This is a genomic window from Methylobacterium oxalidis (assembly GCF_007992195.1).
Classification (GTDB): domain Bacteria; phylum Pseudomonadota; class Alphaproteobacteria; order Rhizobiales; family Beijerinckiaceae; genus Methylobacterium; species Methylobacterium oxalidis.
The window spans coordinates 52504-72569 of the sequence record NZ_BJZU01000017.1; the positions used below are offsets into that span (position 1 = coordinate 52504).

General features: G+C 71.3%; 19 protein-coding genes. 16 read left to right on the plus strand and 3 right to left on the minus strand.

Annotation, left to right across the window (positions count from 1 at the left end; translation table 11 throughout):
- The first annotated feature begins 148 nt into the window (after positions 1 to 148).
- From MOX02_RS32635 to MOX02_RS05770, 9 genes are all read left to right on the plus strand, one after another.
- Positions 149 to 1675 (plus strand): M10 family metallopeptidase C-terminal domain-containing protein, encoded by a 1527-nt coding sequence (locus MOX02_RS32635; RefSeq protein WP_147024841.1) that lies wholly within the window; start codon positions 149 to 151, stop codon positions 1673 to 1675.
- A gap of 577 nt (positions 1676 to 2252) precedes the next feature.
- Positions 2253 to 2990 (plus strand): sugar transferase, encoded by a 738-nt coding sequence (locus MOX02_RS05735; protein ID WP_147024842.1) that lies wholly within the window; start codon positions 2253 to 2255, stop codon positions 2988 to 2990.
- Positions 2991 to 3119: 129 nt separating this feature from the next.
- Entirely contained in the window at positions 3120 to 4301 is a 1182-nt protein-coding gene (locus MOX02_RS05740) for a glycosyltransferase (protein ID WP_147024843.1), read from the plus strand.
- Entirely contained in the window at positions 4294 to 5598 is a 1305-nt protein-coding gene (locus tag MOX02_RS05745) for a polysaccharide pyruvyl transferase family protein (protein WP_170267686.1), read from the plus strand. Before MOX02_RS05740 ends, MOX02_RS05745 begins: the two co-directional genes overlap by 8 nt.
- Positions 5599 to 5609: 11 nt before the next feature.
- On the plus strand, positions 5610 to 7079 hold the full coding sequence (locus tag MOX02_RS05750; protein ID WP_147024845.1) for a hypothetical protein: 1470 nt from the start codon (positions 5610 to 5612) through the stop codon (positions 7077 to 7079).
- A gap of 30 nt (positions 7080 to 7109) precedes the next feature.
- Positions 7110 to 8873 carry a tyrosine-protein kinase domain-containing protein gene (locus MOX02_RS05755; RefSeq protein ID WP_147024846.1) on the plus strand — a complete coding sequence of 588 codons (1764 nt, stop codon included), beginning with the start codon at positions 7110 to 7112 and terminating at the stop codon, positions 8871 to 8873.
- 96 nt (positions 8874 to 8969) lie between these two features.
- The gene (locus MOX02_RS05760) at positions 8970 to 9653 is read left to right on the plus strand and encodes a class I SAM-dependent methyltransferase (RefSeq protein WP_238179128.1); all 684 of its coding nucleotides are present in this window, start codon (positions 8970 to 8972) and stop codon (positions 9651 to 9653) included.
- Entirely contained in the window at positions 9650 to 10561 is a 912-nt protein-coding gene (locus MOX02_RS05765) for a glycosyltransferase family 2 protein (protein WP_238179126.1), read from the plus strand. The genes MOX02_RS05760 and MOX02_RS05765 overlap by 4 nt, the downstream gene beginning before the upstream one ends.
- Before the next feature lies 1 nt (position 10562).
- Positions 10563 to 11765 carry a glycosyltransferase family 4 protein gene (locus MOX02_RS05770; RefSeq protein ID WP_147024848.1) on the plus strand — a complete coding sequence of 401 codons (1203 nt, stop codon included), beginning with the start codon at positions 10563 to 10565 and terminating at the stop codon, positions 11763 to 11765.
- Here the strand turns inward: MOX02_RS05770 and MOX02_RS05775 are convergent.
- Complete coding sequence (locus MOX02_RS05775; protein ID WP_147024849.1) at positions 11762 to 12565, minus strand: glycoside hydrolase family 16 protein; 804 nt, start codon at positions 12563 to 12565, stop codon at positions 11762 to 11764. The two genes, MOX02_RS05770 and MOX02_RS05775, sit on opposite strands and share 4 nt — an antisense overlap.
- A gap of 96 nt (positions 12566 to 12661) precedes the next feature.
- Between MOX02_RS05775 and MOX02_RS05780 the strand changes: the two genes are divergently transcribed.
- From MOX02_RS05780 to MOX02_RS05795, 4 genes are all read left to right on the plus strand, one after another.
- Positions 12662 to 13933, plus strand: a complete 1272-nt coding sequence (locus MOX02_RS05780; protein ID WP_170267687.1) for a polysaccharide biosynthesis/export family protein — start codon at positions 12662 to 12664, stop codon at positions 13931 to 13933.
- A gap of 37 nt (positions 13934 to 13970) precedes the next feature.
- Positions 13971 to 15392: an oligosaccharide flippase family protein gene (locus tag MOX02_RS05785; protein ID WP_147024851.1), complete on the plus strand. Its 1422-nt coding sequence runs from the start codon at positions 13971 to 13973 to the stop codon at positions 15390 to 15392.
- 159 nt (positions 15393 to 15551) lie between these two features.
- The gene (locus MOX02_RS05790; protein WP_147024852.1) at positions 15552 to 16985 is read left to right on the plus strand and encodes a mannose-1-phosphate guanylyltransferase/mannose-6-phosphate isomerase; all 1434 of its coding nucleotides are present in this window, start codon (positions 15552 to 15554) and stop codon (positions 16983 to 16985) included.
- Between the two features lie 263 nt (positions 16986 to 17248).
- The gene (locus tag MOX02_RS05795; protein ID WP_147024853.1) at positions 17249 to 17548 is read left to right on the plus strand and encodes a hypothetical protein; all 300 of its coding nucleotides are present in this window, start codon (positions 17249 to 17251) and stop codon (positions 17546 to 17548) included.
- A gap of 16 nt (positions 17549 to 17564) precedes the next feature.
- Here the strand turns inward: MOX02_RS05795 and MOX02_RS05800 are convergent, their stop codons facing one another.
- Positions 17565 to 17963, minus strand: coding sequence for a hypothetical protein (locus tag MOX02_RS05800; RefSeq protein WP_147024854.1), 399 nt, complete (start codon positions 17961 to 17963; stop codon positions 17565 to 17567).
- 192 nt (positions 17964 to 18155) lie between these two features.
- On the opposite strand from MOX02_RS05800, the gene MOX02_RS05805 reads away from it, so the two are divergent.
- On the plus strand, positions 18156 to 18788 hold the full coding sequence (locus MOX02_RS05805; protein WP_147024855.1) for a LuxR C-terminal-related transcriptional regulator: 633 nt from the start codon (positions 18156 to 18158) through the stop codon (positions 18786 to 18788).
- A gap of 131 nt (positions 18789 to 18919) precedes the next feature.
- The gene (locus MOX02_RS05810; protein WP_147024856.1) at positions 18920 to 19135 is read left to right on the plus strand and encodes a hypothetical protein; all 216 of its coding nucleotides are present in this window, start codon (positions 18920 to 18922) and stop codon (positions 19133 to 19135) included.
- 77 nt (positions 19136 to 19212) lie between these two features.
- Here the strand turns inward: MOX02_RS05810 and MOX02_RS05815 are convergent, their stop codons facing one another.
- A complete protein-coding gene (locus MOX02_RS05815) occupies positions 19213 to 19449 on the minus strand; it encodes a hypothetical protein (protein ID WP_147024857.1) in 237 nt (78 codons plus the stop codon).
- 229 nt (positions 19450 to 19678) lie between these two features.
- Here MOX02_RS05815 and MOX02_RS05820 point away from each other — a divergent pair, with 229 nt between their 5' ends.
- The gene (locus MOX02_RS05820; protein ID WP_147024858.1) at positions 19679 to 20020 is read left to right on the plus strand and encodes a hypothetical protein; all 342 of its coding nucleotides are present in this window, start codon (positions 19679 to 19681) and stop codon (positions 20018 to 20020) included.
- Positions 20021 to 20066 lie beyond the last annotated feature (46 nt).

The following is a 20066-nucleotide window of genomic DNA, read 5'->3' on the forward strand; positions in this document are numbered from 1 at the left end:
GTATTTCTCTCCGAGTAGATTGCGACAATTTCCAGCAAATGCCGGCTATTTGCGCAGTTCGTCTGGCGAATTTAAGATTTCTGAAACAGATCGTTGACAAACCAAGGCCGTCGAAAGAGCGAAATAGTCTCGCCTCGGAAGCCGACCCATGAGCGCACCCGCCGGATACACGCTCGTCTTCGCCGACGAGTTCGACACATTGAGCCTGTCGGACAGCCGCTCGGCGGACGCTAACTGGTACACCGGCCAGCCCTGGGGCGGCGGCTTCGGCGAGGCGAGATTCCTGCCGGCGAGTTCGGCGCGCTCGCCCTTCTCCCTCGTCACGCAGGGGGGCGAGAGCGCGCTGCGGATCGAGATGAGCCGCAACGCCTCTGGCCAGCTGGAGAGCGGCCTGATCGCCAACACCTTCCCGGACGGCAGCAGCCGCACGGCCCGCGACGGCGACCCCTACGGCTACTACGAGGCCCGCCTCTGGCTGCCCGCGGGCCAGGGAATCTGGCCCGCCTTCTGGTCGATCGAGGCGGAGCGCCTCTCGGGCGCCCGTGACTACGTCGTCGAGATCGACATGATGGAGCATTACGGCACCGCCATGCCGGACCGCTTCACCAGCCATATCCACGACTGGGACTGGAACGGCGGCACGCTCGTCGGCCACGACAGCACCTATGCGCGCCACGTCGCCGGGCCGGACGTGCTCGCCACCGGCTGGCACACCTACGCCGTCGAGGTGCGGCCGGACACCACCACATTCTACTTCGACGACAGGCCCTACTGGTCGGTGGCGACGCCGGCCACGCTCGACACCGACCCGATCCTGATGCTCAACCTCGCCGCGGGCGGGGGGTGGCCGATCTCGGGCAAGCTCGACCACGTCTCCCTCGACATCGATTACGTCCGCGCCTACGAGCTGGCGCCGCAGACCGCGGCGCCGCCCGCGGAGCCTTCGGCCACGCCGGCCGCACCCGCCGCCCCGACCGCACCCGTTCCGCCTGCCGCTCCGGCCGCGCCCAAGTTCCTCGTCGGCACGGCGAAGAACGACACCTTCACGGTGAGCGATGCGAGCGTCCTGATCGTCGAGGCGGTCGACGGCGGCACCGACACGGTGCGCGCCAGCGTCTCCTTCATCCTGCCCGCCAACGTGGACCGGCTCGTCCTGACGGGCGCCGCCCTCGACGCGACCGGCAACGGATTGTCCAACGATCTCCAGGGGAATGCGGGTGCCAACACCCTCTCGGGCCTCGGCGGCAACGACGTGCTGACGGGCGGCGGCGGCAACGACCTGCTGCTCGGCGGCGAGGGCAACGACAAGCTCCACGGCGATGCCGGCGACGACGTGCTGGTCGGCGGGCTGGGCGGCGACCGGCTCTACGGCGAGGCCGGCGCCGACAGCTTCCGCTACCTCGCGGTCGCGGAGAGTGCCTACGCGGCCCGCGACACGATCGTGGATTTCGCCCCCGCGGAGGGCGACAGGATCGACCTGTCGGCCATCGACGCCAGCACGCTCGTCGCGGGCGACCAGGCATTCACCTTCGTCGGTTCGGCGGCCTTCACCGCCGCCGGCCAACTCCGCTACGCGAACGGGATCCTCTCGGGCGACGTGAACGGCGACAAGGTTGCCGATTTCGGCGTCAACCTGACGGCCGCCGCGCTCCACCCCGGCGATTTCATCCTCTGAACCCGGCCGGGTTGCCTCGCAAGCCGCGGCGCCCGTGCCCGTTCCGGAGCGTGCGTGCGGGAAATTGTGCGGCGCCGAAAGGCTTCGCGGCACATTGCTTCAGTCTCGACGGTCCGGCCCGCGCGCCACCCCTCAGACGGCCGGCACGCAGGACCTTGGCCGTATCCGCGGACCCGCCGAATGAATTCTTTCGATCTTCCGCGACTTTAGTCTGCCGACATGCGAGATCAGTATCGATCTCTGCCAGGCTTTATCCTATAACTGAGCGCCGAGAACCGGGAAGGTCTGCGCCGGAACGCTTCATTGACCGGCATTCTCTGGCAGCTTGAGGCCGGCTACCGGCAACTACCGAGCGCGACGGGCGCAAGCGCGATTTCGCGGCTCTCAACCGTATATCGCGAGGATTTTACAAGTATTTGTTCTTATTTTGCAGAATATTTCTGGATTGAACGTTTTTTGTGCATGTGGCCAACATGTAATCTCCCGCTGGCTTCAATTAAAACTTGAATGGTGCGATGCGGCATGAAACCTTAACGGAAAGTTAGTGACTGGGGGCTTTCAGAGGCAGGAGACCTGCATGTCTGCGCACCCTCCGATTGCGGTCGGAACCGAGTTTCAGCAGGCCGAGTCGGCGCAGCGCGCCCGCCTCGCATCATCGTCCGGCCACCTGGCCGGGCAGTTCGCCGAGCACATCGCCGGGCATCTCGACAGCCGGGTCAAGCGGGGCTTCGACCTGACGGCCGCGCTCTGCGCGCTTCTCCTCCTGCTGCCGATCTTCCTGCTGATCGCGCTGCTGATCCGGGCCTACGACGGCGGGCCGGCCTTCTACCGGCACCGGCGGGTCGGCCGCGGCCAGTCGGGCTTCGACTGCCTGAAGTTCCGCACCATGCGGACCGACAGCCAGGAGGCGCTGCGCCTCTATCTCAGCAGCAACCCGGCCGCCCTGGCGGAGTGGGCGGAGACGCAGAAGCTCAAGGACGACCCGCGCATCACGCCGGTCGGCGCGATCCTGCGCAAGACGAGCCTCGATGAGCTGCCCCAGCTCATCAACATCCTGCGCGGCGAGATGAGCGTCGTCGGCCCCCGGCCGATCGTCGAGGCCGAGGTCGAGAAGTACGGGTCCGACGCCGCCGCCTACTTCGCCGTCCGCCCGGGGCTCACGGGCGCCTGGCAGGTGAGCGGCCGCTCGGACACCTCCTACGCGGAGCGGGTGCGCCTCGACCGGCAGTACGTGGAGTCGCAGTCCTTCCGGGGCGACCTCGTGATCATCCTGCGCACGATCCCGGCGGTGTTCTTCACCCGCGGTTCCTACTGACGCCCGGCCCCCGGGCACGCCCGGGCGGAAGACGCACGACCCCGATTTCGCGCTTCGGCAAGGAACGGCGCCTCCGGCTCGGAGCGCGCCCGCGGTCGTCCCAGGAGAGCGGCGCAGGAGAGGTCTGCCATGAAGGTCGCCATCATCCATTACTGGCTCGTCGGCATGCGCGGCGGCGAGAAGGTCATCGAGGCGTTGGCGCGGATGTATCCCGAGGCGGATATCTTCACGCACGTCCTCGCGCCGGAGGCGATATCGGAGGAGATCCTCCGGCACCGCATCCGCACCTCCTTCATCGCGCGGCTGCCGCGGGCGAAGGTCTTCTACAAGCACTACCTGCCCTTGATGCCGCTCGCGCTCGAGCATCTCGACCTGCGCGGCTACGACCTCATCATCTCGAGCGAGTCGGGGCCGGCCAAGGGCATCATCCCGCCGGAGGGGGCGGTGCATGTCTGCTACTGCCACTCGCCCATGCGGTACATCTGGAACATGTACCACGACTACCGGAGCTCGGCCGGACGGCTGACCCGGTTCGCGATGCCGCTGCTGACCCATTACCTGCGGGCCTGGGACGAGAGCTCGGCCGCGCGGGTCGATCACTTCGTCGCCAACTCGAGCACCGTCGCCTCGCGGATCCGCCGCTACTACCGGCGCGAGGCGAGCATCATCCACCCGCCCGTCGCGGTGGACGACTTCGCGCCCGTCCCGGAGGCGGAGCGCGGCGACTACCACCTGATGGTGGGCGAGCTCGTCCGCTACAAGCGGCCGGACATAGCGGTCGCGGCCTTCAACGCCCTGCGCCGCCCGCTCGTGATCATCGGCGGCGGCGAGATGCTCGGCGAGATCCGCGCGATGGCCGGGCCGACCGTGCGGGTGCTCGGCCCGCAGCCCTTCGCGCAGCTGCAGCACCACTATGCCCGCTGCCGCGGCCTGATCTTCCCCGGCGAGGAGGATTTCGGGATCGTGCCCGTGGAGGCCATGGCGAGCGGCCGCCCGGTCGTCGCCTACGGACGGGGCGGCGCCACCGAGACGGTGGTCGACGGGCACACCGGCGTCTTCTTCGAGACGCAGAGCGTCGAGGCGCTGACCGCAGCGGTGGAGCGCCTGGACGGGCTCGACCTCGATCCCGCCCGCATCGCCGCCCACGCCCGGCGCTTCAACGGGGACCGCTTCGCCGCCGAGATGGCGGCCGCGATCGCGGCGGCGCGCGCGGCCGCCGGCGCCCAGGATGCGCCCTTCGCCGCGCCACTCCCGGCTGCCGACGCGCCGATCGCCCTTCCGGCGGGCCGCCGGAGGGCCGCCTATGCCTGACACGCCCCACCGCCCGGCCGCCCCCGACGGGATCGTCCTGTTCAACGTCAAGTACAGCCCGAACCTCGGGGACGGCGTCATCGCGGCCTGCCTGGAGCACGGGCTCGCCGCGCGCCTGCCCGGCACCCGCGTCGCGTCGATCGATCTCGCCGGTCGCGAGGCCTGGCTGCCGCCGGGCGACGGGCGCGGGCGCGTCCGCCTGCTCCGGACCCTCCAGGCCCTGCCAGCCCCTCTCCGCGACGGCGCGGTCGGCCTCGCCCTCGGGCTGAGGCTGCGCCGCCGCCTCGTGCCGGCGTGGCGGCGGGCCGCCCGGGGCGCCGGCTTCGCCGTCTTCGGCGGCGGGCAGCTCATCCAGGACGGGGACCTCAACTTCCCCCTCAAGCTCTCTGCCGCCATCGGCCTGTGCCACGCGCTCGCCATGCCGGTCGCCGTCTACGGCGTCGGCGCGAGCCCGAGCCGGTCGACGCTCGGCGGGCATCTCCTGCGCCGCCTCCTCGCCTCGCCCCGCCTCGTGCACCTGAGCGCCCGCGACGCCGCCTCCCGCGACAGCCTCGCGGGCTACCGGCCGAGCCAGCCCGTGGACCTCGCCCGCGACCCCGGCCTCCTCGCGGCCGGGCTCTGGCCCGCCGCGGCGAAACCGGGGCGGGCACGACCCCTGATCGGGGTCGGCATCACCCATCCGGCCCCGCTCCACCACCACGGCGCCGGGCTCGCCCGCGAGACGGACGCGGACGCGGCCGAGCGCTACGGACGCCTCGTCGACGGGCTGGTGGCTCAGGGGCTCGACGTGGCGCTGTTCACGAACGGCGCGGCGGAGGACGAGGATTTCCTCACCGCGCACGCCGCGCGTCTCTGCGCCGCCGCCGGCGGAGACGGGCGCGTGGCCCGCCTCCCCCGCGCCGCCGACCCCGCCGCCCTGGCGCGCCGCGTCGCGGGGCTCGACGGCCTCGTCGCGCACCGCCTGCACGCGATCATCCTCGCCTACGCCTACCGCGTCCCCGCGATCGGCCTGCGCTGGGACGCCAAGCTCGACGCCTTCCTGCGCTCCGTCGACGCCGCCGACCGAGCCGCCGATTTCGACGACGCGAGCGTGGGCGAGATCCCCGCCCGCCTCGCCGAGGCGATGCGCGCCGGCGTCGATCCGGTCCGCCACGCTTCGGTCGTCGGCGAGACGGAGGGCGCCCTGGACCGGCTCGCCGAGGTGATCGCGGCGGCCCGGGCCCTTGGCCGGACCCGGACCGGCCGGACCGCCGACCTCCCGCACGGCACGGCCCTCGGCCTGCCCGCGCGTCCGTGAGGAGGGCTCAGGTGCAGATCGAGCCGATCGGGATCCTCGCGGCGCTGCTCGGACTCGCCGTCCTGGCCTTCGGCCCGGTCGTCGGGATCTACGCGCTCGCGGCCACGAGCCTGCTCGGGGCGGCCGCCGCCATCAAGCTGCCCGCGCTCGGCGATGCCAGCATCATGCCCTGCCACCTCATCATTCCGTTCCTGATGATCGCGGTGCTGCGCAGCGCGGAGCTCCGCGGGGGCATGATGGCCGCCCTCACCTTCCCGCGCGCGGGGTTCTGGTTCCTCGCGGCGATCGTCTTCGGGGCGGTGACGGCCGTCTTCCTGCCGCGCATCTTCGCCGGGGCGACGATGGTCTACTCGCTGACCCGCAGCGGCATCGACGTGGGCGTCGTGATGACGCCGCTCGGGCCCCGTGCCAGCAACATCACCCAGACCGCCTACCTCCTCGGCGACGTCGCCTGCTACGCGGCCTTCGCGGCCCTGATCGCCCGCGGCGACGGCCGCCACGCCCTCGCCGCGCTCCTCCTCGCCGCCGGTCTCCACCTCGCCTTCGCGCTGCTCGACCTCGCGACCTTCGCCACGGGGACGGGCGACGTCCTCGGCTTCATCCGCAACGCCAACTACCGGATGCTGAACGAGGGCGTGATCGGCGGCTTCAAGCGGATCGTCGGCTCCTTCACCGAGGCCGGCGCCTACGCCTACGTGGCGATCGGGTTCTACGCCTTCTGCCTGCAGCTCTGGCTCCGGGGCGTCTCGACGCGGCTCACCGGCGCGCTCGCCGCGGGCCAAGCCCTCGCCCTCCTGCTCTCGACCTCCTCGGCGGCCTACGCCGCGTTCGGCGCCTACAACCTCGTGGCCTATGCGGGCTGCCTGCGCCGGGCCGGCGAGGGCCGCGGCGGCGACTGGCGCACGAACGCGTACCTCGTCGGGACGCCGGTCCTCGCCGTGCTGGTCGTGCTCGGGCTGATGCTGATCCCCTCCGTCTGGACGATGGTGACCGGCCTGTTCGACGCGACGGTCTCGAACAAGATGTCCTCGCAGTCCGGCGTCGAGCGCGCCCGCTGGAACGCCTACGCCCTGCAGAGCGCCATCGACACGCTGGGGATGGGGGCCGGTGTCGGCAGCGTGCGCGCCTCGAGCTTCCTCGTCGCGCTCGTGTCCAATGTCGGCGTCGTCGGCACCCTCCTGTACGGGGCCTTCCTGACCGCGACCGTGACCCGATCGGCCAGCGTGCCGGAGGGCGGGCAGGAGCCCGTCCGGGCGGCGGCGCGCGGCGCCTGCCTCGCGACGCTGCTGGCCGCCACGGTCACCCTCGGCAGCATCGATCTCGGCCTGTTCTTCGTGATCTTCGCCGCCCTCGCGACGACCGCGCCGGAGGCCCGCGCCGCGTGGCCGGCGGTCCTGCGCCCCATCGCGAGCGGGGACCTGACGCTGGCGCCCGTCGCTCTGCCGAGGCTCGGGGCGCCGCTCGCCCCGAACCATTCCTGAACCCGCGACCGAAGGGACTGGACAGCGACCATGTACGATCCCGCCCGCAGGATCTTCACCCCGCAGACGCAGCCTCCCGCCAAGGACGAGGTCGTCGGCCTGCGGGAGATCTACCAGTTCCTGCGGATCTCCCACCGCACGATCCTGCTGTTCGTGCTGCTCTTCGCGGGCGCGGCGCTCGCCTACTGCCTGATCACGACCCCGATCTTCACCGCCACGGCCCAGGTCCTGATCGAGCCCGTGCGGGCCCAGTCCTTCCTGCAGGAGGGCAACGCCGTCGAGACCGTCACCGACACGGGCCGCGTCGAGAGCCAGATGGAGGTCCTGAAGTCGGACCGGATCGGCGAGACCGTGATCCGCAGCCTCGGCCTCATCGACGACCCGGAATTCCAGCCCGGCCCGCCCTCGCTCCTGGGCCAGGCCCTCGACCTGTTCCGGCCCGACCCCGAGCCCATGAGCGAGGCCGACCGCGAGGCCGCCAAGCTCGCCTACGCCCTCAATCTGCTCTCCGACCGCATGCTGGTGCGGCGCGTCGGCCAGTCCTACGTCGTCGAGCTCTCCGTGCGCTCGAAGGACCCCGCCAAGGCCGCCGCCATCGCCAACGCGATCACCGCCGCCTTCATCGAGACGGACATCTCGGCCAAGGCCGAGGAGGCGCGCCGGGGCAGCGACTGGCTGAACGAGCGCCTCACCGCGCTGCGCAACCAGGCGCTGCAGGCGCGCCGCGACCTCGAGCAGTTCAAGTCGAGCGGCGAGGCGTCCTCGGCCACCGAGGCGCGGGTGAAGCTCGCCGAGCTCGAGAGCACCACGGTCAGCCACACCAAGCTCTACGACGCGTTCCTCCTGCGCTACATCGAGACGGCGCAGAAGGTGACCTACCCGGTGGCGGATGCCCGCATCGTCGCGGCGGCCGCCAAGCCCCTCACCCGCAGCCACCCGAAGACGCTCCTGATCATCGCCTTCGCGGGGATCCTCGGCGGCGCGGCCGGTGTCGGCACGTCGATGGTGCGGCGCCGCTTCGACGACCGCATCTTCACGGGGGGCGCCGTGACGCGCCACGGGGTCGACCTCCTCGGCACCGTCGACTGCGTCCGCCTGCGGCAGGCGCCCCTCCGGGCGACCCCGATCAGCTCGGACCGGCTGCTGGCCATCGCGGCCGACATGCCGCGGACCCGCTTCGCCGCGGACCTGCGCACGATCAAGACCTCGATCAACACGGCGCTCCTCGACCGCGCCGCGAGCTGCCTCGGCGTCACCTCGGTGAGCGACGGCGAGGGCAAGAGCACGCTGGCCGCCAACCTCGCGCAGCTCTTCGCCCTCTCGGGCTCGCGCACCCTGCTCATCGACGCGAGCCCGGGCGATCCCGTGGTCAGCCGCAAGTTCGCGCCGAACGCCGAGTTCGGCTTCGTGCAGGCGCTCGCCTACCCGGACACGCTGAGCCGGCTCATCTCGGCCCAGCCGAGCGTGCCCAACCTGTTCGTGCTGCCGCTCGGCACGGTGGGCGAGCGCGTCTCGCCGATCGAGCAGATGGCCTCGGACCGCCAGCGCCTGCAGCTCGACGACCTGCGCAAGCACTATCACGTGGTCATCTTCGACCTGCCGTCGCTGGCGGCGGCGCCGGACGCCCGCGCCATCGCGCCTCTCCTCGACGGCATGATCCTCGTCGCCGAGTTCGGCCGCACCAACGCCGGGGCGCTGGAGAGCGCCGTCCGATCCCTGGAGACCGGCCGCGGGCGACTGCTCGGGGCGGTCCTCAACAAGGTCGACCGCAAGAACAGGGCCTGGGCGACCTGAGCGCCGGGTGGAAACGGCCTCGCCGGAAGCGGGGCGATGGGACGGGGTGAGGGGGCACGGGGCGCGCGGACCGCGCCGGATCGACAGGAGGCGAAGATGCCGGAAGCCATGCCAATCGAGGCCCTTGCCGAGCGGGTGCCGCAGAACAGCCTGATCGCCAGGCTGCGGGCGCGGCCCGCCCTCAAGGAGACCCTGCGCGACGCCCTCGAACGGGTCGGATTCGGCACGACCGACTGGGTCCGGGAGGTGATGTACGAGCGCTGCTTCGCCTACGTGGAGACCCTCGGGCCGCGCAACCTCCACACGCTCGAGATCTCCGCCGGCCCGCAATGGACGCGGCGCTTCGACTTCAAGTCCTACACGGCCACGGAGTATCCGGACTTCGACATCTGCGCACAGACGCTGCCGCAGACGTACGACCTCATCATCGCCGACCAGGTGTTCGAGCACCTGCCCTGGCCCTACCGGGCGGCGCGGAACGTCCACGCGATGCTGAAGCCCGGCGGCGTCTTCATCGTCTCGACGCCCTTCCTCGTGCGCATCCACAACGTCCCGATCGACTGCAACCGGTGGACCCCGACCGGGATGTCCTACTTCCTGCAGGAGGCGGGATTCCCGGCCGACGGCATCTCGGTCGACTCGTGGGGCAACCGGGCCTGCCTCATCGGCAACCTGCCCAAATGGCGCAAGCGCGGCTTCCGCTCCCTGCGCAACGAACCGAACTTCCCCGTCATGGTCTGGGCCTTCGCCCGCAAGCCGCGCCAGGAGAACGCCGCGTGAGCACGAGCCCCCTTCCCGCCAGCCGCCTGCGCCTCGCCGTCGGCATCGCCACCGCCGGCCGCCCCGGCATCGTCGGGGCGACCGTCGCCGAATTGCTGCGCCAGGACCGACCGGCCGACCGCATCGTCGTCTGCGCGCCGAGCCCGACGGATGTCGACGCCCTCGCTGCGAACCACCCGGACGTGCGCGTCGTGATCGGCCCGCGCGGCCTGCCGCACCAGCGCAACGCCATCCTGCGCAGCCTCGACGGGTTCGACGCGGTGGTCTTCTTCGACGACGACTTCGTCCCCTGCGCGGACTACCTCACGGAGGTCGAGGCGATCCTGATCGCGCATCCCGAGGTCGCGATGACCACCGGGACCGTGATCAAGGACGGCATCATCGGGCCCGGTCTCTCCTTCGACGAGGCGAAGGCCCGGGTCGCGGAGGCGGAGGGGGCGCCCTGCCCGCCCTTCGCCCTCGCGGAGGTCTACAACGGCTACGGCTGCAACATGAGCGTGCGGCTCGATCCCGTGCGCCGGCACGCCCTGGCCTTCGACGAGACCCTCGGCAGCTACGCGTGGCTGGAGGACGTCGATTTCAGCCGCCAGCTCGCGCCCTACGGGCGGATCGTGCGCGCGACCAGCACCCGCGGCGTGCATCTCGGGGTGAAGCTCGGCCGGCAATCGGGCCTGCGGTTCGGGTACTCGCAGATCGCCAACCCGCTCTACCTCGTGCGCAAGGGGCACTGCACCTGGCGCAAGGCGCTCCACCAGATGTCGCGCAACATCGCGATCAACGTCGCGAAATGCCTCTGGCCCGAGCCCTACGTCGACCGCCGCGGGCGCCTGCACGGCAACCTCGTCGCCTTCGCCGATCTCCTGCGCGGGCGCCTGATGCCCTCCCGCACCCTGAGCCTCGGGAGCTGAGATGCGGACCTACCAACTCAACCTCCCGCACGAGGAGCGCGGACGCGCCGGCCTCGGCACGCGCCCTTCCGGGACCGGCCACGGGCCGCCCGGCGCGGCGGCCCGGGCCACGATCAACGGCCGCTTCCTCAGCCAGCCGAAGACGGGCGTGCAGCGCTACGCCTACGAGATCGTCCGCCAGATGGACGCGATCCTGGCGGAGGACCCGCTCCTGCGCAGCCACCTCGCCCTGGACATCGTGGCGCCGGAGCGGGCCGCCGGCCCGTCCGATTACGCGGCGATCCGGCGCCGCGGCGTCGGCGGCGGCAAGGGCTACGGCTGGGAGCAGGGGGTCCTGCCGCTGCGCGCCCGCGCGCCCCTGCTCAACCTGTGCAACACAGCGCCCCTGCTGAGGCGGCGGCAGATCGTCTGCATCCACGGGGCGAACTCCTTCGTCTACCCGCAGAGCTACAGCCGCCGCTTCCGCTACGCGCAGCGCGCGCTGTTCCCGACCATCGGTCGGCGGGCGCAGACGATCACCACCGTCTCGAACGCCTCCGCCAAGCTCCTGAAATCGCTCGGCATCGTGCCGGCCGACCGGGAGATCGACGTGATCCCGAACGGGCACGAGCACGTCCACGCCTGGCGGCCGGAGGCGACGAGGCTCGACCGGGCCGCGATCCTGGAGCGGCCCTACGTGCTGGTGATCGGCAGCCAGGCGCCGCACAAGAACGTGCGCATGCTCGACGCCATCGCGGGCGCGCTGAACGCGCGCGGCATCAAGCTCGTGGTGACGGGCGGTGTCTTCAACATGTTCAGCAGCCAGGCCGCGCAGCTCGGCGCGCCCGAGACGAGCGTGCTCGGCTACGTCACCGACGACGACCTCGCCTTCCTGCTCTCGAACGCCCTCTGCCTCGCCTTCCCCTCGCTCGTCGAGGGTTTCGGCCTGCCTCTCGTCGAGGCGATGGCGCTCGGCTGCCCCGTCGTCTCCTCGAACGTCACGAGCATGCCGGAGGTCTGCGGCAACGCCGCGATCCTGCTGCCGCCCGACCGGCCCGAACTGTGGCTGGAGGCGATCCAGGGCCTGCACGACTCGCCGAGCCTGCGCGCCGACCTCGCCGCCCGGGGCGCCAAGCAGGTCCGGCGCTTCTCCTGGGCCGCCTCGGCCCAGGCCTATATCGATCTCCTCCTCGACGCGACGGGGGGTCCGTGCCGGCCGCTCTAGCCCCCGTCCTTCGCCCAGACGCGCACGTAGTCGACCTCCATGGTCGAGGGGTTCGGCGTGCGCTCGGTGGGCCAGCCCGCCCCGAGCCCGAGATCGACCAGCGGGTACATGGGCTGGTTGTGCTCCGGCGGCGTGGGCACGCGGGCCACCTCGCGGCGGTCGAAGTAGAACCGGATGAACTCGGCGTCGACGAGCGCGCCGTAGGTGTGGAAGCCCGCCGAGAGCGAGCCCTCCGGCACCGGCACCCGCTTGTGAACGGTGCGGTGGCGCGACTTGTCCTTCCGGTCCCAGACGTGGACGGAGGCGGTGTATCGGCCCGGGAAGTGGCCGTAATGCTCGACGATGTCGATCTCGGAGGTGTGGGTCGTGCGGTCGACGCCGACGAGCCAGAAGGCCGGCCAGACGCCCTCGCCGGCCGGGAACTTCGCCCGCATCTCGAAGTAGCCGAAGCGCTGCGCGAAGCCCCGCCCCTGCGGATCGGTGGCGGCGATCAGGCCCGAGCGCCACTTGCCGTCGCTGCCCTTGCGCATCTCGATCGTCAGGATCCCGTCCTTGGTGGTGAAGGGGAAGCCCGGCCGCGGGTCGGTGAAGGCCGCGTCGCCGAAATCGCCGTTCCAGGGGGTGTGGGCGATCCAGCGCGTGCCGGGGCCCCGCGCCGAGACGTCGAGGCTGTCGAACTCCTCGGCGAAGGTCTGCCGGTAGCCGGCGAGGTCGAGCTCGGCCCCCTCCTGCGCGGACGCGGGACGGGCCGCGAGAAGAGCGGTGAGGATGAAGATCGCGCGCGATATCGGTCGCACCATGACTCTCCGAAATCGATGAAGGATGCGTCTTCATAGAACAAGAGCGAGAATACATCAACATTGAATCAGAATTTACCGGTATTATTCGAGGCTAAATTGGCTCACATCCTGCGCATGTCCGTTCTGATACTTGCGGTTTTCCTGTCCGGGATCGGTGCCGCCAGCGCCGATTACGGGCTCGGTCCGCAGGACCGCGTGCGCATCCGCATCGTGGAATGGCGCCCCGGGAAGAGCGAGGCGGTCGAGTGGCTGCCCCTCAACGGCGAGTACACGGTGGCCGCCTCGGGGCTCGTGTCGGTGCCGATGCTGGGCGAGTTCAAGGTGGAGGGCATGACGCCGAGCGCGTTCTCGGAGGCGATCGGCGACCGCCTCCAGAAGCGGGCCGGCTTCGTCAACAAGCCCGACGTCTCGGTGGAGGTGATCCAGTACCGGCCGTTCTACATCGTCGGGGCGGTCGACAAGCCGGGCGAGTACTATTTCCGGCCGGGCACCACCGTGCTCCAGGCGGTCGGCATCGCGGGCGGGTTCTACCGTCCCGCGGACGGCGGCCTCCTGCGGCTGGAGCGGGACCGGATCAACGCGGTCGGGCTCGTGGACGCGGCGCGCCTCGACCTGCAGCGCGGCCTCATCCGCAAGGCGCGGCTCGAGGCCGAGCTCGCCGGCCGCATCAAGTTCGACCTGCCGGAGGGCATCACCGGCAAGGAGGCGCAGCGCGTCCAGGCCGACGAGACGGCGCTCGCGCAGGCGCGGGCCTCGATGCTCGCGGCCCAGCTCGAGAACAGCTCCGGCCTGCAGGCGATCCTGGCGAGCCAGGTCCGCTCGCTGGAGCAGAAGATCGGCGTCCAGGACAAGCAGCTCGAGATCTCGCGGCGCGAGCTGAAGGAGGTGAGCGGCCTCGTCGGGCGGGGTCTCGCCGTCACCTCGCGGGAATTCTCCCTGGAGCGCATCGTCGCCGAGATGGAGAGCAAGCGCCTCGACTACGAGATGGCCGCGCTGAACGCCCGCCAGGACATCAAGAAGTCCGAGCAGGGCGCCACCGACCTGAAGAACGACCTGCGCACCCGCATCGTCACCGAGCTCGCCGACACGATGGCCGCCGTCGGGCAGGCCCGTGCGAAGCTGCGCACCGCCGAGGACCTGATCACCGAGGCGAGCGTGGTCGCGCCCCGCGCCATGCTCGACCGGCAGCGCACGGCCCAGGGCGGCGTGCGGCCGGGCTACACGATCGTCCGCAGGGGCCGCGAGAGCGGGACCAGCGTCGACGAGACCGCGGCCCTGGAGCCGGGGGACGTGCTGCGGGTCGAGATGACGGTGCAGCCGGGGTCGACCGCCGCGGGCGAGCGACGGGACGAGGCGGCGGTCCGCTGAGCGCCACGGCATCCCGGCCCGGAGAGGTTTGACCGACATGCGTACGGGTATCCTGCTCTCGCTGACCCGCATCTGGATGAGCGTCTGCGGCCTCGGCATCACGGTCGCGGCCGTGACCTACGCCGACCCGGTCGGCTTCGGCCTGTTCGCGATCGCCACGAGCATCGGCCTGCTCTTCTGCATGGTGCTGGGCAGCGGCACCCACGAGGGCGTCCTGGCCCGGACCGTCGATCCCGACGAGGCGCACGCCTTCGCCTCGGTCACCGGTCTCGTCTTCGCGGCGATCCTGGTGCTGTTCGCCCTGGCGAGCGAGCGGGCCGGCACCCGGGTGATGACCCTCACCTTCCTGGCCTACGCCGTGAACTGCGTCGGCTGGGGCGCCTCCAACGCCGCCGACGCCCTCGCGATCCGCGACGGCCGGGCCTCGCGGATCCTGATCAGCACCGGGGCCGGCGACACCGTCAACCTCGCGGTGAGCGTCGCCGGACTCGTCGCCGGCTACGACGTCTACGCGCTCGCGCTCGCCAAGCTCGCCCAGTCGGTCACGCAGTACCTCGCCTTCAGCCTCACCTGCGGCCGGCCGCTGCTGCCGTCCCTGCGGCTGCGCAACGTCCGGCGCCACGCGGTCGGCTTCGCCTCCTACTCCCTGCCCCGCCTCTCGGGCTGGGCGGAGAGCTATGCCGCGGACATCTTCATCGGGGCGCTGCTGTCGCCGGTAGCCGCGGGCCAGTTCCGCCTCGCCGCCCGCTTCACCGCAGCCTTCCAGGCGGTCATCCTGAACTCGCTCAACCTCGTGATGATCGCCGAGACCGGGCGCCGCTCGGCGGCCGCCCTGAAGACCGCCTGGATCCTGCGCACGACGCCGCTGGCGATCGTGCTCGTGGGCTTCGCGGGGACGGGCTTCGCTCTCGTGGTCAGCACGAGCCTCGTGCGCTTCAAGGGCGATGTCTGGATCGACGCAGCGATGATCGTGCTCTGGATCACCGTGGCCACGCCGGCCCTCGTGGCGAACGGCGCGATGATCGCGCTGCTGACGTCGCGCCAAGCCCATCGCCGCCTCGCGGATATCCAGGTCTCCCGGCTCCTCGGGGGCACGCTCGGCCTGATCGGCGGCGCGCTGATCGGAACCGTGGCGAGCGCTGCCGGCCGCAGCCTCGTCAACCTCTGCGTCACCGGCGCGAGCCTCTGGGTGGTCATGCGGCGGCAGAGCCACGCCCGCCTGCTGATCTCTGTGCTGGCGCGCCAGTCGCTCGTCGCCGTCGCGCTCGCGGTGGCCGGCAGCGCCGTGGCGCATGCCGCGCCGGGCGGCCTCGCCGCGCCCCTGAACTTCGCCGCCCTCGCCGGGCTGCTGCTCGTGCTTCAGGGCCTGCTGACCTTCCCGCAGCTGCGCACGATGTGGCGGGAGGCGGCGCCGTTCCGCCCGACCGCGGCGCGGCAGCGGCGCCAGCTCGCCCGATGACGCCGGCGGTGCCGGGAGGGACCGGGCTCGACCTTCCCGATCCGGCCGCGTATTCGGAGCGTCCGCGCGGCGTGCCCGCGGCCGCACGAGCGCCGGATCCGCCACGATGCACGCCGCCCCGTTTCGGCCCGGCACGATGTACGAGTGTGGGAGATGATGATGGACCTCGATCGTAGCGCCCCCATCCTGCCGGTGATCCTGTGCGGCGGCTCGGGCACGCGTCTGTGGCCGGCCTCGCGCGAGAGCATGCCCAAGCAGTTCTCCAGGCTCGTCAGCGAGCACTCCTCCACCTTCCAGGACACGGCCCGGCGCGTGGCCGACGCGGCCACCTTCGGCCGCCTCAGCGTGCTCACCCACACCGATGCCCGCTTCATCGTCGCCGAGCAGCTCGCCGAGGCCCGCATCGCCGCCGACATCCTGCTCGAGCCCGAGCGGCGCGACTCCGCCGCCGCCGTCGCGGTGGCGGCGCTGCATGCCGCCCGCACCGACCCGCAGGCCGTCGTCCTGATCCTGGCCGCCGACCACGTCATCGGCGACACGCGCGCCTTCGTCTCCGCCGTCGAGGCCGCCGCGGTCGGCGCGCGCGCCGGCCACATCATGACGCTCGGCATCGAGCCGACGCAGCCGGCCACCGCCTACGGCTACATCCACCCGGGCGAGGCCATCCCCGACGTCCCCGGCACCTACCGGATCGCCCGCTTCGTCGAGAAGCCCGATCGGCACGGCGCCGAGCGCCTGATCGCGGAGGGCGCAGTCTGGAACTCGGGCTACTTCCTGTTCCGCGCCGACGTGATGCTGGCCGAGCTTGAGGCGCACGCGCCGGCCGTGCTCGCGGCGGCCCGAGCCGCGCTCGACGACGCGGCGCGCGACCTCGACTTCGTGCGGCTCGACGCCGACGCCTTCGGGCAGGCGCCCAAGACCTCGATCGACTACGCGGTGATGGAGCGGACCCGGCACGCGGGCGTGCTGCCGGTCTCCTTCGCGTGGTCGGACGTCGGCACCTGGGACGCAGTCTGGAGCGTGCTGGAGCAGGACGCTTCCGGCAACGCGGTGCGCGGCCGGGTCGAGCTGATCGAGACCCGCGGCAGCCTGGTGCACAGCGAGGGCGAGCAGGTCACGGCGGTGGTGGGCCTCGAGGACGTGGTGGTGGTCTCGACCCCCGACGCGGTGCTGGTGAGCTCGAAGGCGCGCTCGGGCGAGGTGAAGACGCTGGTGGAGCGGCTGCGGGCGAAGGCCTACCCGGAGGCGGACGCGCACCGGCGGATGTACCGGCCCTGGGGCTGGTACCAGCGCATCGACATCGGCGAGCGCTTCCAGGTGAAGCGGATCATGGTGACGCCGGGCGGGCGCCTGTCGCTGCAGAAGCACTACCACCGGGCCGAGCACTGGGTTGTGGTGAAGGGCACGGCCGAGGTGACGCTGAACGAGCGCGTCGTGCTGGTTCACGAGAACGAGGCGATCTACCTGCCGATCGGCTCGATGCACCGGCTGTCGAACCCGGGCAAGATCCCGCTGGAGCTGATCGAGGTCCAGGTTGGCTCCTATACGGGCGAGGACGACATCATCCGCGTCGAGGATGTCTACGGACGCTGAAGCGGGACCATTCTCCCGCGTGACGACTACGCAGGCACGGCTTTGCCGTGCCTGCGGGCCCGCGAGGGCCGAAAAATTAAGCTTTCGCTAACCAAGGCCGCCTGATAACGAAAAAAGCCCAAAATCGACACGATGGCAGTCAATTTGAGGCTCAGGCCGAGTCGGTGAAGAGCCCCGCGTGACTGCTCCTCGCCGCTGACGTCGATCTTGGTCAAACCTAGGCGTGAGCGCAGCATCCCGTTTTAGGTTGGTGGGTGGTGCGCATGATGTTGGTCGCGTCGCTGTTCGCAATCTTCGGGGCTCTCTGCGGTCTCTGGCTGTCGGTCGTCGGCATCGCCGTGACAACGGTCGGGCTCGTCGCCGTCTGCGGCCTGGCGAGCTACCTGCTCGGGGGGCCGTTCACGCCCCTCCTCCTGCTCGGCTGCGCGGTCTCCCTCCAGGTCGGCTACTTCCTGACGCTCGCCGTCAAGAGCGTCGTCCTGCATGTCCGGCGGATGCGCGCGGCGGGCAAGACGGTCCGCAAGGACCAGGCGCCGGCCGAGATCCGGCACGAGCAGAACTGATCGCCAGGGTCCGGCCTCAGCCGGCGAAGCGGACGGTCAGCTTGCGGCCCTCGCGGTGCGTCACGCGGCAGGTCTCGTCGAGGGAAAGGTCGGGTGATTCCAGCCGGAACCCGTCCGGGGCGAAGGCCTCCGGCTCGATCTCGATGATCGCCCCATCGCCTGTCAGCTCCCAGACGAGGCATTCGAGCCCGCCCGGCCCGCTCTCCGGCCGGATCAGGCCGAAACGGAAGGCGTTGCGCCGGCGCAGCGCCGGGCCCGGCGCGCTCAGCAGCCGCTCCTCGGGTCTGCCCCGGCGCCCGCACTCGTGGGCCCTGATCGCCGAAACACGGATCGTCCTCGCACGCGGGCGCCCCCGATGCCGGCGCCGTTCCCACTCCCGGCCGGGATAGGCCGGGCCCGACCGGCGATCCAGCAACCCGCGCTCTCGCCAGCGGAAATGTCCTTTCCGGCCCCGGCGTCATCGTCCCGGATTGCACCGAGGCCAACGTCTCGGACCATCGTCCGGTGAACGTTCCCACCTTCTGCCGTGTGAGGCCCTCGCTCCCTGTGCCAGCCTCTCCGGACCTCGCACGCGACCGCGGCGCGAGGGGAGGGAAAGGGACGGACCATGGCGAGCCCAGTTCGCGTCGCGCTCGTGGCAGGCGAGAGGGAGCCGGCGCGCGCGCTGGCCGGCCTGCTGCGGGAGATCGGGGGCTTCGGCGAGGTTCTCGAATGCCGCGGCCTCGCCGAGGCGCGCCGCCGCCTTCGCGAGCGGCCGGAGATCGACCTCGCCTTCGTCGATCTCGGGTCCTCGGCGGCCGACCAGGCGAGCGCCCTGTTCGATCTGCGGCTCCTGTACGGCGGCCTGCGCGTCGTCGCCCTCGCCCGGACGGAGGCGCGCGGAGACGTGCTGGCCTGCCTGCACGCGGGGGCGCACGGCTACATCCCGACGAGCCTGGATCCGCCAGCCTTCGCGGAAGCGGTCGCGGCCGTCTGCGCGGGCCGCGTCTACGTGCCCGCCTCCCTCAGCGCGCTCCCGGCGCCCGCGCCCGGCGGCCAGGGGCGCCCGCGCCGCCACAGCCGCGACGCCGGCCTGACGGCACGGCAGGCCGACGTCCTCGGGCACCTGCGCGCCGGACGCAGCACCCGAGACATCGCGATGAGCCTGCACCTCGCCGAGAACACCGTGAAGGTCCACATCCACACGATCTTCCGCAAGCTCGGCGTCTCGCGCCGCGAGGAGGTGATCGACCTGCCCTGAACTTCGGTTCGCCAGCGCGGCGAAGAAATTGGAGGCAAGCCGCCGGAACGATTTTCGCCCGTCGCCGTCATGCCTAAAGAGCCGGCGACGCCGCGGGACAAGCGGCGGCGGGCATCCGGAGGAACGTGCAGATGCTGGTTCACGAAGTGACCGACGCCCTCGGCGGCAGCCAGATCGTGTTCGATGTCAGCCGGCCGCTCCCGGCCTTCCTCGGCTCGGAGGAGCCCGAGGAGGAACGCGTGGCCTGGCCGGCGGACGGGCGGGACACGCCCGGCGACCTGTGCGACCACACGAGCCGGCGCGGCCACCGCCGCCGTTCGCCCGAGGCGATCTCCGCACGCCGCTGAGCGCCGCTCCCGGACGGGCTGCAACAGGCGCACCCCGCGGGTGAGCGTGTCGGCGCGCGTCCGCCCGAACCCGCGGCTCAGCTCGATCCGCACTCGGCCGCGGAGCGCGGCAGGAAGCTCAGGTCGGCGATGGCGAGCGCCGCGCGGATCGCCTTCAGGGTGCGCTCTTCGGCTCCCGATTGTAGGGCCTCGGCCAGGAGCGCAGAGATCGCGAAGAACAGGTCGTCGCGCTTCGGGTCGCCCCGCAGGAGCTGCTCGTCCTCCAGCAGGGCCGCCAAGCGGACCATCATCGGACAGGAGGTGTCGAGCGGCATCTGTTTTTGTCCGATGCTTTCACGTATCTGAATCATGCTAGCAGTATTGGCGAAATCGAGAACCTACACTTGCGTACTAATCACGCGAGCAGCGCTTCGGATCGGCCTTTCTGCAACAACGGCTGGGGACCGAACGCCCGCGTCCGAACCGGGCGGTCGCATGCGGGAACCCGGCGCGCGGGCGGGCGTCGTCTCCTGGAAACGCTTTCCGGATCCATGAGGCTCAACCATGCGCGCGTCGATCCCATGCCTCCTCGCCCTGCTCGCCCTCGCGGCCCCCGCCCACGCGCAGGGCCTGCCGAGCTCGAACCTGAACAGCATCAACGATGCGCTCGCGGGCCAGGCGCAGTTCCGCTCCCTTCAACAGCAGCAGCAGGCCGACGTGACGGCGCTGCGCATGGACGCGCAGCGCAACGTGCTGTTCAGGCCCGGCACGGATTATGCGGCGCCGATCGTCTTGCGGCGCGGCCGCGGCTTCAGCCCGTCCGGGCCGCATCACACCGGCGGCATCCGGTCCGGCCGCACGCGGCTCGACCGCAGCCTCGACGCGGGCATCTGCGTCGGCTGCTGAGGGCGGCCCGGGCCGGCTCGCGACCGGCCGGATTGGCTGTGGAGCA